This window comes from Nostoc cycadae WK-1 (assembly GCF_002897135.1).
Taxonomy (GTDB): Bacteria; Cyanobacteriota; Cyanobacteriia; order Cyanobacteriales; family Nostocaceae; genus Nostoc_B.
Window position 1 is genome coordinate 141,006 of sequence record NZ_DF978431.1, and the last position, 13,500, is coordinate 154,505.

A 13,500-nucleotide genomic window follows, 5' to 3' on the forward strand; every position below is an offset into this window, starting at 1 on the left:
AATGTTGAAAATTCCCATTATTGATTTAGCTACTTTTAGAAAAAGTGATATCAAATCTCAACAAGCTATAGCCAAAGAAATTTATGATGCTTGTCATAAAATTGGTTTTATGTATTTACGAAATTCAGGGATATCAAAAGATTTGATTGCCCAAGTATTCTGTCATAGTAAATCATTGTTTAATTTATCTTTAGCGGCTAAACAAAAATTGGCTTGGAAAAATGAATTGAGTAACATTGGGTATGTAGGTATTGAAAGAGAACGTCTTGACCCTAATCAACCAGGAGATTTAAAAGAAGCATTTAATTTCAACAAAGCAGAATTATTGACTCTACAACCTCCAGCAAATGAGCCTGAAATTTTTGTCTTTTATCAAGCTTGTACAGAACTAGCAAATAAAATTTTGCAAGCATTTGCTTTAGCCTTAGAATTACCAGAATATTTTTTTACTATTAGACATAATCAACAAAATCATACCTTGCGACTGCTACATTATCCCCCTTTACAAACACCGCCTAAACCTGGACAAGTACGTGCTGGTGAGCATTCTGATTATGGCAGTATTACCTTGCTTTTCCAAGACAATGTAGGTGGTTTGGAAGTGCAAACAACTGCGGGGGAGTGGATTGCTGCGCCGACAATTCCTGATACAGTGATTGTGAATACTGGCGATTTGATGCAGCGTTGGACAAATGATGTGTTTTGTTCAACCAAGCATCGGGTAATGATTCCTCACAATCAAAAGTTGGAGCGATCGCGTTATTCTATAGCTTTTTTCTGTCATCCTAATGATGATACAGAAATTGCTTGTCTAGAAACTTGCCAAAAAGAACGTGCGCCTATTTATCCTCCCATTCTGGCGGGAGAATATCTTTTGAGTCGTCTACAAGCAACATATTGAATGAAAACCTACGACTGGATTGTAGTTGGTGGCGGAATTACAGGTGCTACACTTGCTTATGAATTGGTCAAAGTCGGCTGGAGTGTACTTTTATTAGAACAACACGCCACACCAGACAATGCAACTCGATATAGTTATGGTGGATTAGCTTATTGGTCGGGGACAACACCACTCACTCGTCAATTATGCCAAGAAGCGATCGCCCGTTACCAAGTTCTGTCTCAAGAATTAGATGCTGATATTGAGTTGCGAGAATTAGATTTATTACTGACGATTTCCGCTGATAGCAACCCAGAAGCAGCAGCTAGTGTTTATGCTAAATGTGCAGTTCCGCCGCGGTTACTGAGTTTACAAGCAGCTTGTGAGTTAGAACCACTATTAAATCGGGAAGTTATTTCCGGTGCGTTAACTGTCAAACATGGCCATATTCATCCCGAAAAAACCGCACAAGCTTATATTCAAGCATTTTTACGTGCTGGGGGGGAAATGCAGATTAGTCAGGTTTTGCAAATTCTCAGCGGTGGTGTTCAAACGCATACCGAAAATTACCACAGTGCTAATGTTGTGATTTGTGCTGGTGGACTTAGCAGACAATTACTCAAGTCAGCCGGGGTTTCTATTAAGGTGTATTTTACCCACGCCGAAATGATCGAAATTCCGCCTGTAGATTTGCAGTTAAATACTTTAGTGATGCCCGCTAATTTGCAAAGATTTGAATTAGAATCAGCATCCACACAAGTTGATGAATTGTGGGATGATTTAGGAAATGAATTAGTCTCACCAATATTAGATGTAGGTGCAGTTCAATTTTTAGATGGTAGCTTACGCTTAGGTCAAATTAGTCGAGTGTTAACAAATCCTCATGCACAGGTAAACTCAGAAGACAGCGAACAATGGTTACGAAATAGTATTTTATCAGTGTTACCAACTTTGGGTAATTTACCTGGAACTTGGCATCATTGTTTAGTGGCGTTTAGTAATAATCGACTACCTGTAATTAGTGCTGTGCCAGAATTGAAAGATGTGCATATTTTTTCAGGATTTAGCAATCCTCTGGTTTTTGTACCACCTTTAGCACAACGTTTTGCTAATTTTGTTACTGGTACGGAAGATGAAATTATTATGGGATTTATGCAGGTTTAGTTAGGTCTTTTTTCAACGCAAAGGTGAGGCAGCGTGGTGGACGGGTTCCCCGGCATAAAGCGACTGCCGTCGCGGAGGTAAGCGCGGAGTTACGCTGAGGTTTTTTTCGTTAGGTTATGAGGTATAGCTTTAGCCAAGGTAGTTAGGATATCGGTAAGCGATAAAAATTAGACGATAAAAGACTTTTAACTCTGTCACCTGTCACCTCTAAGCTGTACCCTGCTATATATGAATGTTTAAAGATTATTGATGTGATTTTGAGGGAATCTAATTTCTTGAATTTCGAGATTGGTGGTGTCTGTGGCGATGATTTCGGCGGCTTCTTGTAAAAGTTGCTGTTGTTCTTGTTGGAGTGTTTCTAAACGACAAGAAATTTCTGCTAATCTTTGCTGTTTATCTTGATAAATAGGTTGAATAGTATTTGTATTATCTATTTGATGATGATTGGTGATTTTATTAAAAGTAAAACCACCAACTTTAGCTAAGGTTAGGAATATAACTTTAATTAAAGCTTGTAATAATTTTAATGGTGCTTGCAAGATAGAAAAACTTGCTGTTGTAAATAAACGAATAATAGCGTTGATAATACTGAAAAGAATAGCAAGACTAAACAGCAAAATTACTAAACTGATAATAGGGTGATTCGCTGCCCAATTAAGTATATGAAGTAGACGCAACATCATTGGATGCTGTGTCAGCCAATCATTGATGGAAGAGGCGATCGCAGTTTCAATTGCGCCTGATGTTGTATTCTTAAACTGGTCAGCGGTTTGTAACCCTTGTCCAATCGAAGATTTAGCTTTTTCAATGGTTGTTGTAGCTGTTTCTTGCCAAGATTCGCCAACTTGTTGTAGAGAATTATTCACAGAGTTAGTCTCTTGGTTGACAAAATCTTTGACACTTTGCCAACGTTGAGACACTTCTGACGGCAAACTGATATTGATTTGAGGTGTCATATACAATTTCACCGGGGCTGGAATCGAACCCGCAACCCATCTTTAGGACGATTTGTGGGAATTCGGACTGTAGCCAAACTTTGGTTAGGTAAGATTTCCCAATCATAGCTGCGTAAAAGATGGGCAGCAACAATCTTCATTTCCATTTTGGCAAATGCCACACCAATACATACCCGCGGCCCTCCACCAAAACCAATTAAACTGAAAGGATACTGTTTGTGTTCTTGGCGCTGAGGGCTGAAGCGGTCAGGATCAAAACGTTCTGGTTCAGGGTAAATTTCTGGTAGGTTTTGAGTAGTTAAAATTGAATAATATAATTGCCAACCAGTCGGGACATAATAACCATCGTATTCAAACTCTTTGACTACCCCACGAAATCCCCCTGCAACTGGTGGATGTAGTCGTTCAACTTCCCATAAAATTTGGTCTAAATAAGGCATTTTTCCCAATTGTTCTAGAGTTACAGAACCAGATGAAGTCAGTTGTAACTGTTCTTCTCTGGCGCGGTGTAAAATCTCTGGATGAAGGGCTAACTCTGTTGCTAACCAAGTCAACATTGCAGTGGTGGTTTCATGTCCCGCAAAGAGTAACAGCACGGCTTGGACGATAATTTCCTTTTCACTGAGGCTGTTACCATCTTCATCCCTAGCCTGGATTAATAAACTTAAAGCATCTTTGCTGGGATTTTGCTGGCGTGCTTTCACAACCTGAGCAATGTGTTCTAAAATTTGATTACGCGCTGCGATCGCTTTGCTAAAGGTAGTAAAAGGTAAAGGCAAAGTATTCAAAGCAAAAAAACCATTGGTGAGGTTAGTAAATAACCTACTTAAACGGATAACTTCTTCACTGGCGCTTGTACCTAATAACAGTTGACTTGCAATATCAAAAGTCAGTTTTTTAAACTCTTCAAACCAAGTAAACTCTTGTTTATTCTCCCATTGTTTTAGGTAATTGCAGACAATTTCATCCATTGTAGTGACATAGTTTGTCAGCGCTGGCCCGTGTAAAGCTGGCATCATTAAACGGCGATTGCGGCGGTGTTCTTCGCCATCTTGTAAAAATAATGATTCACCCAACAATACTTTAAAATTTTCCGGCCAGCCTTCACGCCAAGAAAAATTTTCGATATGGCTAGAAAGGACAAACTCCACTGCTTTTGTCCCGACCATTGCAACTGTTGGTCTACCTAAAATATGAGTTTTAAAAATCGAACCATATCGTTGATAGCGTTTTTCGACAAAGTTTAAATCTGCCAAAAAAGATAGAGTTTCTCCGACAACTGGTAAACCAAAGCTTCCTGGTGGTAGTGGTAATTTGTTCATGAGACTCGCGATCGCACCAAATATGATTAAGTATAGCCATCCTCAATCATTCGATTTCAACAAGATACCCGACTTCTAACAGAAGTCGGGTATCTGAACAGTAATAATTATTACTGCTTACTCAGCTACGCAATCACAGTAAAATCGGTATTGCTCAGAGTTGGTCGATTAGACAGTTGGCCTATTTGCACTTTGGCAACACTACCAATACCATCTTGATCAAAGAATAGTTTACCTGTACTTCTGTCGTAGATAAAGCGATCGCTGGCTGTGCTTGCACTGCTACCCAGGCGGAATAAGCCAGGGTCAAGTGTACCCAATACTTGGTTAAGTCCAAATTCCAACTGAGAAACAACAAGACTATCAATCCCAGATACCAAGTCAGTGATAATATCCGAGTTTCCCGCCCCATTATTCAGGTAAAAGCTATCTCTACCATTTCCACCAGCCAGAATATCTCGACCTAAGCCGCCGATGAGGGTGTCATTACCAGCATCACCAAGCAACATATCGTCACCAGCACCACCATTCAAGGTGTCATTACCATCGCCACCATAAACAATATCACTGCCATTTTCACCATAGAGGCTGTCATTACCAGCCCCGCCGTCTATTATGTCATTACCATCGCCACCATATATGACATCGTTATTACCTAAGCCGCTAATAATATCGTTACCCCCCAAACTGCGGATAACATCGATTCTGCTAGTTCCCAGTAATATATCACTACCGTTAGTGCCGTTAATCTGGTTGCTACCAAGGGTAACTGTCAAGTTAACTGTGGCTGTACTAGTTAAATTGCCATCACTCACAGTGTAAGTAAAACTGTCAGCACCAGTGAAGCCAATTTGTGGTGTGTAGGTAAAGGTGTTGTCGTTATTCCTCACTAAATTACCTGTTGTCGGATTGGTAAAGCTGTTGATAGTTAATGGATTACTATCTGGGTCGCTATCATTGGTGAGAACATTAATAATTACTGGTTGAATATCCGTAGTTGTGGTGCTGTCATTCCTAGCGGTTGGTGTTTCGTTGACATTATTGACAGCTAAGGAGAAATTAGCAGTAGCATCGGGAGTAGTACCAACTGTCGGATCATCCACGGCAACTGTCACACCGTAGTTAGAACGGGTTTCAAAATCTAAGTTAGTGTTAGCCCGCAGATACAGTACAGAATTATCGATTTCAAAGAAACTAGCATCTGCACCAGTCACACTTAGGTTATTTGTGCCTCGTCCATCATCGGTAATGGCGATGTCTGCAACTTTGATGCGATCGCTGGTATTTGTATTTTCGTTGATACTGGTAACAGTATTATTAAATATCACCGCCGTTGGTGCTTGGTTGGCTGGTGGTAAATTGAACCTCGCTACAACAGGATCATGGTCGCTATCTTGATCAAAAAACTCTGAGTTGATGTGAACTACATCATAGCCATCTAAGTTATTCACCAAGTTTTGACTTGCTAAAATGTGATCAAGTACCTGGGCGTTACCTTGAAAATTATAGGTGTAACGCTCATTTGCAGGTAGAGTTTCAATTAAAGAAGTTAGTCCTGCACTTTCTAATGTGGTGAGAGGATTAGAAAACTCAAAATCATTCAAGTCACCCAGCACAACCACATTCGCATTCGGGTCAATTGCCAAAATCTCTTGCACAAAGTTTCTGACAATGGTGGCTTGTTGCTGGCGTTGCGCTTCACTACTGAGAACTGGCGGTTGACTTGGCCCGAATAAAGGTTGGTCGCCACCTTTGGAGTTAAAGTGATTGCCAATGAGATAAACACTTTGACCGTTAAAGACAAACTCACCAACTAAAGGTTTACGGCTGCTGTTGAAAGCAGGGTTTGTCGGGTCAATTAACCCAGGACTAGTAGAAAGGGTGGGAGTACCATCAACATTAGTGACGGAAATGTTTGTAGTAGAACCACCACCAGGACGGTCTACAAAGCTGACGCGATTGGGGTTAAACAAGAAGCCGACGCGAATATTACCGCCTGGTTCACCACCATTGGTATCATCTACTGGGTTAATTTGACGATATTGATATGTCGGGCCGCCAGATGCGGCGATCGCATCTATTAATGTCTGATAAGTTACACTGGCATCAACTACACTGTCATTCGTCGCCCCGTTATTATCCTGAATTTCTTCTAGAGAAATAATGTCAGGCGATCGCAAGTTATTCACAATTCGGTTAGCCAAGTTATTAAACTGAGTTGCACCATCACCCGGATCGAGGTTTTCTACGTTGAAAGTAGCAACTGTCAATTGATCAGCATTACCTGTTAAATTTGTAACTTCTCTTTGTAAAGTAGATGGCTGTACCACTGTCGGTGCAGATGGAACCAGGACTTCATAATTGTTGAAATCGTAGTTAACCACACCAGTAATTGTACTGAGTTGAGCGCCGACATTCACACTTGGTAATGTGATTGAGCCATTGATTAAATCATCAACTTGAATCCGTTCTGGGTTGCTGTCGGTGGCTGTAATCAAACTACCGCCGCGCTCAGTCCGGCTTGTGGCATTAGCACCGTTATCTGCCAGCACCCAGATTTCCTCAGAAGTACCAAAGTTGGCGCTTGGAGATGTCGTCACAGGATTGTTAATCTGAACTAACATCCCTTCTAGACTTTCGTAAAAATCGATACCTTCATTTACTGAATCGAAATCTCCACCTGTTTCTACATTACCGCTAGTGGTAAAGTCATCATTGATTACCAGAGTGGGAATCGTCCGTCCGCCATTGCCCAGTATTGTTGGGGTAATAGTTGTAGTTGGTGCATCTGTCCAAGCACTCACACTCAGACTCTGCACATTATTGTTATTGCCAATTTGGGTAATAGTCAGGTTGTTGGAGTTGTTAGCTGGGCGAAACTCCGATACTGTACCTGTAACTAATACTGCTTCGCCGACAGTACGGGTGCTGAGAATAGCAGAAGTAGTACCCGTGAAAACAAAAATCCCTTCGGAGGTTGCATCATTGTTATCGGGAGTGGGGTCTTGGATGTAGAAGCCGTTAGAGGCGATCGCTGTAACAATCCCGGCTACATTCACCACACCTTGGCCATTGAGGGGTGAAATATGTGCTGTGCCTTGAATATCATGAATACGAACTGCCCCAGGCGCAACATCATTATCAGCAATTGTGACTGTAGCTGTGGCAGTTGCACCTAAATTGTAATCCGCAGTGTCTACCAGCGTCAGCGTAACAGTTTCATTCCCCTCTACCAAAGAGTCATCCACGGGTGTGATTGTGACATCCACAAAGGACTGTCCAACAGGGATTGTCACATTACCTGTCAGGTTTGGTGTGTAGTCTGTCTGATCTGCACCACCAGCAACCGTGTAATTAACAGTCAGCGCATTGGTTGTATCGCCAGTACGGGTGATGCGGAAGGTTCCGGGGTCGCTTGCTGCTTCGGCGGCGGTTGCATCGGTAGTTGCGATCGCCACTGTGGGAACCGCAGGTGGTGTGACTCCAGTAGAAAGGGAAAAATTGTCAATCGCCAAGCCATCATCTGCGTTAGCAACATCAAAATCTAACCAACGGAACCAAAAAGTTGCACCATTGGGGATATTTAGCCCTGTAATTGTTGTGGTGATTTGGCTGCTATTCGTATTTCCATCCAGCGCCCCTACAGTTCCAGTAGTCACGGGAGAATTGAAATCTAAATTATCAACATCTACCCAAGTTCCTGTATTTAAAGACGTTGCATCCAGACTGTACTGAAAATCTAAGCGATCAGACCCTCTGTTGGCTGCACCCAAACGCCATTGTTCACCTCTATAAGACAAATTCAACGTTGTAATTGTGCTACCTGTGGTATTTGTAAAACTTGTACCGATTGAGGGGTTGAGAGTACCTGAGCGTAGAGTTCCAAAAGCTCTCTCACTAGAACCTGTCGCGCCAAAACTATATATATCGCCTGCGTTATTAGAGCCAGTACCAGCCGTGTACTGTCCGTTGACATTTGCACTGGTTCCAGTTTCCAACAATGCCCAACCAGAAGGAAGTACACTACTGCTACCAGAAGATGCCAAACTATCAAAGTTCTCAGAATAAGAGCCATTAAATTCAATCGCCATGACTATTTGTCCTTAGATGTATAGCTTTGCAGAAACATAAAATTGAGAGCGATAGACAAATGTACTTCGCTCATAAACATAGAATCAGGCTTCAATAAGGCAGAAGAAATAACCAAATTAGAAATCTGGCTGGAGTCTCAGATGATTGAGGAACCAAATTAGACCTGTCACACTACTGCATCAAGTGTTTTTGTATATACTGCAACTTCAGGTGAGACTAGTTTTTTTGTGTCAATAGTCCCCGAAAATTTACTGAATTAAGGTTAAGGAAATACTAGGAAAAGGTAAATTTAGAGAATATTTATAAAAAAGCAAAAAGCAAGTGATTGATGCTCACCTGCTTTTTGCTTTCTTTGCTTTTTGGATATTATATTAAGCTGCTCAGTCGTAGTTAGGTCGGCGGAAATAAACCAAACTATGGTATAAAAAGTCCGACAATAACATCACTGACCACGACTAGCCGGAGCTACACCAGCAAAAGTTAACAAATCAGTCATCCGAAAATCTTGAGGTTTACCAGTTTTGGTGGGTAAAGTTGGCACCCAAGACGGATTTACATTGAGATAAGAATTTGGGTCAACCTGAAGCAGACCGATAATTACCTCACCAACAATCCGACCGCCAACTTGGCCTAGATGTAAGCCTTTTTCTTTCAGTTCAGCTTCTTTGAGGATGTAGTACCAAAGTGGTGTGGAGGTATCGAAGGTAGGGTAAATACTCCGAAGCTCCGCCAAGTCGTACTTACTTAGTACGGGTACACCCATCTTCTGAGCGATGCTTTGACCAGATGGTAGTAGCCAAGTTAGGTGCCGGAGTAGGTTACGTTGGATAAGTGAAGTCGGAGGAGTACCTGAACCAATAGTCTGAAGTGGCAAGTTAAACAGTGGGCTAGAAATTTTCGTATCGATTAATTTATTCGGTCTGACTTGATTATCTCCAAAGTCGAAGAATGTCTGCCATCCAATAAAGCGTCGTGCTGCTCTTGCTCGACCGCGGAGGTCGTCTGGATCAGGTTTTCCCTCTTGAGAAGGATCGAAAATGAATGCAAAGAAGGGCTTGCCATTGTCACCAGCCAAGTTGGCTCGGTAAGAAGGCCGGATCATACTGTGACCGATACGATAACCAATTTGAAACTCAACTGGGATAAATCCTCTATTTGGCAAGGGATTATAAAATTTACGCCCATTTTTTAATATGTCATTCACCATATCCTGACCAACTACCAGGGGCAAAAATTCATGGAGGATTGTCCATTGGTAGTGCCATGTGGTCAATTGACGAGCCTGACGAAAAACATCATCGTTCGAGATATTAGGAGACTGGGATCTAACTAAATCCACCAGATGGTTGTGAAAGCTATAGAACGCAGTTACCAACCCACTGATAATTAGATGCTGATCACCGCGTGGGTCGGCAATAATCGCTCGATTGTTTGCGTCTCTCGGTAAATCCTCAAATAAGCCGCCACTTTCAAGTTTTAGTTTAATTGGATCTTTAGGGTCGTATAGATTTGGCGAACCTATCGGCCCAGAACCGTAGATATTATCAAGGTCAAAGGCTGCGGTTCGAGAGTTCGTTGCCGAGACTGGAGGTGTTACTTGGCCTAGTCGAGATGTCGTATCAAAGGTTATGTCAAGATCCAAAAACTGGGACATAAAGGTTGTACCAGCTGTATGGGTAGGGTTGTTGGGATTGTTAACGTTGAGAGTAGGATCAGTGATCAGGGCTATTGGCCCTGCGGCTAAATTGTCTTTAGCATCTAAGATACCCCCAGGTTTACCCATTTCCATCAGAGCATTTTTAACAATCGGGCTGGGTGGCGCAAAAGGTGGTAGATTACGAAACATCCGGCCGAATCTACTGGGTAGAGTCGCATCAACAGACTGTGCTTTCACTTCTCTGTCAAGAAAACCACCCACTATCACACCGATAGAAAAAATAGCAGTAATAGCGATCGCTAACACAGAAAGGATTTTCTTTTTCAAGAGTGCTTTATCTTTTGAGCCTTTAACTTTTGGGCTATTCATAATTTTCATTAGGACTATTTAACAAAAAACCAAGTAAGTGCAGTTATGACATCTGCACAAAACTGACTCTATCCATTTACGTCAGCCACAGTCTTTGTAAAACACAGAAGTAATCTCGGATTTTACTTTTAAAAACAAGGGAAAACACAAAAATAATAAAAACCTAAAGGCAATACTAAACCTTTATCTTTGCAAGCTAATCCAACATCAACCTGTGCTAAATTTGCCAATTAAAATGTATAACAACAGCAAACTTACAGGACAGTGGTAATTATTCTTGCAGAGAAAATAGAGATTTTTATTAGCTTATTTAAAAATTTAAAATTAATTAACGTGAAGGTATATGATATTCGGACTCTATTTATAGGACTTACGCATGAGTTCACCTGGTGTCAGGGTGTTGGGTACATACATCCATACACCCTTCTTAAAATCCTTGATTGCTTATCTCACTACGTAAGTCCTATATTAATTTCGGTGATGATTGACGAATAGAAAGTAATAGATGAACAAAGCTCATTAATTAAAAGCAGATTGTCATATCTACCACTACCACGATCATATTTATTCATAAGCGTAGTCAACTTAGTTTTCTTTAATGACTCCAAATCACGTAAATTTTATGAACCCCGATAAATCATTAAATAGAGACGATTGAATACTAAATTCAATTTTTAAGTATTGAATTTTATACTTATAATTTTCAGTTCAAACATCATAATATTATATTGATATGCAATCCTCGTGTAGAGTTTGTGTATAATTCGTGTAGATAATCCTGGCTAAATTTTCAACGCTGCTGATGAGATGAGCATCATGATGACTATTTCAAGCGATACCCTAGTCCATGAACAGTTTCAATGAAGTTTTCTGCTGCACCTAACGCTTTCAGCTTTTGTCGAATGCACCTAATATGGGATCTGATTGTTTCTTCAACAGGAGATTCATCAACTGACCAAACTTGTTCAATAATGCTAGAACGACTTAGTACTCGTCTACCATTAGCAACCAGTAATTCTAAAATTGCATATTCTTTTAGAGTTAATGATAGGGGATAGCTATCGTAAGTAGCTTCATAGGTGCTGGGATTTAGGTACAATTTTTCCCATAACAGACTCACTGTACTGCTGGAACTACCTCGTCTAAGTAACGCACGAATTCTAGCCATTAACTCTTCTAAATCAAATGGTTTGGCTACATAATCATCTGCACCAGCATCTAACCCAGCAATTTTGTCCGCTACGGTATCACGCGCTGTTAACATTAACACTGGTATAGTTGCATTACGATGTGCAGCATTGTTTATGCCGACAGTACGTAACTGGTGACAAAACTTAATTCCATCTAGCTTAGGCAAGGTTATATCCAGGACTATTAAATCATATTTCATGGATTGTGTAGAGTTCCAAGCTGCTTCTCCATCTTTGGCAATATCCACAACATATTGCCGTCTATTGAGTGCTTCTGCTAGTACTTCTGCGAGTTGAATATCATCTTCAACTACTAAAATTCGCATATTTGATCTTTTATTGAGTAACAGGCAAATATATTAGCAATACCTTAAATTTATCATGTATAAGTAACTATTGTTTAACTCAATCTATGACTCAGCAATTGATCAAATGGACTTTCCCAGGAAAATGGATTATGGGAGGTTTTGGTTTAACCTTGTTGCTAATGGTAATTATCTGTTTTGTTTCGTTGAAGAACACAGATGAAATCAAATATGGAGCTAACAGGGTGCAGCAGACATATCAAACTCTCAATGCTTTGACAAATTTTTATGGCGCAATGACTGCCGCAGAATCAGCTAGACGAGGATATATTTTTTTAGGTAGTAGTCAGGATTTGCAGCGTTATTATAATGCAAAGGCAGATATGCGCTCTCAACTGCAAATATTACAAAAACAAATACATCCGGATGAGAGTCAAGAAAAACGATTGGTAAGTTTAAATTTATTAGTCAATCAAAGATTATCTCTGTTAGAGCAATCTATAGAACTTTATCAAAAAGATAAAACAGCATTGTTAATACAAAATAATATTACCGTTAGCAGTGTTCAGATTCGAGAAAAAATCTTGAAGGTTATAGCAGATATTAAAGCAGAAGAACAAACTTATCTCCAAGATTCATTAGAGCAATCAAAACAAAGTATTTATTTCCGAGTTTTTATAGAAATTTTTACAACGTTTTTAATTTTAATCATAATTCTGGGGTTATGTATGATTCTGGAGAATCAATGGATTAAACGTGAGCGAATTAGAGATTTAGAATCTTCTTTAGCTCAAGAAAAGAAAATAGGTGATTTAAAAATTCAATTGTTTTCTATGATTTCTCATGAATTTCGGACACCCTTAAGTATAATTTTACTTTCAGCACAGTTATTAAAGGAAAGTCTCGAAAATTTAGTAGATAGACAGCAGTTAAAGAATATTTTTCGGATTCAATCTTCTGCTAAAATTATGAATCATATATTAACGGATATATTAATTTTAACGCGAGCCGAAGCAGGTCAGTTAGATTTTAAATTACAAGTAATAAATTTAGAAAACTTTTGCTTAAATTTAGTAGAAGATTTACAGCTTTTTGCTACAACAGCAAATATGCTCCGATTTCAAAAAATAGGTTCTATTTTTAAAGCCAACATTGATGAAAGGCTTTTGTATTCTATTCTTAGCAATTTGTTATTAAATGCTATCAAATATTCAAATAACGAAACCGAAATTTATTTAATACTAAAATCTGAAGCGGATATGATAACTTTTCAAGTTATTGATCAAGGAATTGGTATTCCATTAGCAGAGCAACATAAAATATATGAGCCTTTTTACCGATGCCAAAATGTTGAAAATATTGCTGGGACAGGGTTAGGGTTAGCAGTTGTCAAAAAATGTATAGAGCTACATCAAGGAGAAATTATCGTAGAAAGTAAAGTAGGTACAGGTACGACATTTACGATCATGATTCCTCAAGAAAACACATAAGGATGCCAGATGGTGAAGCATTGGCATAGCGCAGAGACGCAGAGATTATGTTTATTTATCTGCGTCCATCTGCGG

The 13,500-nt window shown here is 39.8% G+C and carries 8 protein-coding genes; 3 read left to right on the forward strand and 5 right to left on the reverse strand.

Going from position 1 to position 13,500, the window contains the following annotated elements; genetic code table 11:
* The first annotated feature begins 1 nt into the window (after position 1).
* Together NCWK1_RS17055 and NCWK1_RS17060 are read left to right on the forward strand one after the other, a co-directional pair.
* Positions 2 to 901 carry an isopenicillin N synthase family dioxygenase gene (locus tag NCWK1_RS17055; protein WP_103125526.1) on the forward strand — a complete coding sequence of 300 codons (900 nt, stop codon included), beginning with the start codon at positions 2 to 4 and terminating at the stop codon, positions 899 to 901.
* Positions 902 to 2,044, forward strand: a complete 1,143-nt coding sequence (locus NCWK1_RS17060) for an NAD(P)/FAD-dependent oxidoreductase (protein ID WP_103125527.1) — start codon at positions 902 to 904, stop codon at positions 2,042 to 2,044. It begins immediately after the preceding gene.
* A gap of 236 nt (positions 2,045 to 2,280) precedes the next feature.
* On the opposite strand, the gene NCWK1_RS17065 is transcribed toward NCWK1_RS17060, so the two are convergent.
* The 5 genes from NCWK1_RS17065 to NCWK1_RS17085 all read right to left on the reverse strand — a co-directional run bounded on the left by NCWK1_RS17065 (position 2,281) and on the right by NCWK1_RS17085 (position 11,956).
* Positions 2,281 to 3,000 (reverse strand): hypothetical protein, encoded by a 720-nt coding sequence (locus NCWK1_RS17065; RefSeq protein WP_103125528.1) that lies wholly within the window; start codon positions 2,998 to 3,000, stop codon positions 2,281 to 2,283.
* Positions 3,001 to 3,008: 8 nt separating this feature from the next.
* Positions 3,009 to 4,322, reverse strand: a complete 1,314-nt coding sequence (locus NCWK1_RS17070; protein WP_103125529.1) for a cytochrome P450 — start codon at positions 4,320 to 4,322, stop codon at positions 3,009 to 3,011.
* Positions 4,323 to 4,447: 125 nt separating this feature from the next.
* Positions 4,448 to 8,413 carry an Ig-like domain-containing protein gene (locus tag NCWK1_RS17075; protein ID WP_103125530.1) on the reverse strand — a complete coding sequence of 1,322 codons (3,966 nt, stop codon included), beginning with the start codon at positions 8,411 to 8,413 and terminating at the stop codon, positions 4,448 to 4,450.
* Positions 8,414 to 8,856: 443 nt separating this feature from the next.
* A complete protein-coding gene (locus NCWK1_RS17080; protein ID WP_187308169.1) occupies positions 8,857 to 10,440 on the reverse strand; it encodes a peroxidase family protein in 1,584 nt (527 codons plus the stop codon).
* An 823-nt stretch (positions 10,441 to 11,263) separates the two neighbouring features.
* Entirely contained in the window at positions 11,264 to 11,956 is a 693-nt protein-coding gene (locus tag NCWK1_RS17085; protein WP_096583860.1) for a response regulator transcription factor, read from the reverse strand.
* An 86-nt stretch (positions 11,957 to 12,042) separates the two neighbouring features.
* Here NCWK1_RS17085 and NCWK1_RS17090 point away from each other — a divergent pair, with 86 nt between their 5' ends.
* Positions 12,043 to 13,425: a sensor histidine kinase gene (locus tag NCWK1_RS17090; protein WP_103125532.1), complete on the forward strand. Its 1,383-nt coding sequence runs from the start codon at positions 12,043 to 12,045 to the stop codon at positions 13,423 to 13,425.
* Positions 13,426 to 13,500: the final 75 nt, after the last annotated feature.

Excerpts from the sequence above, each read along its gene's own strand:
- NCWK1_RS17055 (WP_103125526.1), top strand. The coding sequence starts at position 2 with ATGTTGAAAATTCCCATTATTGATTTAGCTACTTTTAGAAAAAGTGAT.
- NCWK1_RS17060 (WP_103125527.1), top strand. The coding sequence starts at position 902 with ATGAAAACCTACGACTGGATTGTAGTTGGTGGCGGAATTACAGGTGCT.
- NCWK1_RS17065 (WP_103125528.1), bottom strand. The coding sequence starts at position 3,000 with ATGACACCTCAAATCAATATCAGTTTGCCGTCAGAAGTGTCTCAACGT.
- NCWK1_RS17070 (WP_103125529.1), bottom strand. The coding sequence starts at position 4,322 with ATGAACAAATTACCACTACCACCAGGAAGCTTTGGTTTACCAGTTGTC.
- NCWK1_RS17075 (WP_103125530.1), bottom strand. The coding sequence starts at position 8,413 with ATGGCGATTGAATTTAATGGCTCTTATTCTGAGAACTTTGATAGTTTG.
- NCWK1_RS17080 (WP_187308169.1), bottom strand. The coding sequence starts at position 10,440 with ATGAATAGCCCAAAAGTTAAAGGCTCAAAAGATAAAGCACTCTTGAAA.
- NCWK1_RS17085 (WP_096583860.1), bottom strand. The coding sequence starts at position 11,956 with ATGCGAATTTTAGTAGTTGAAGATGATATTCAACTCGCAGAAGTACTA.
- NCWK1_RS17090 (WP_103125532.1), top strand. The coding sequence starts at position 12,043 with ATGACTCAGCAATTGATCAAATGGACTTTCCCAGGAAAATGGATTATG.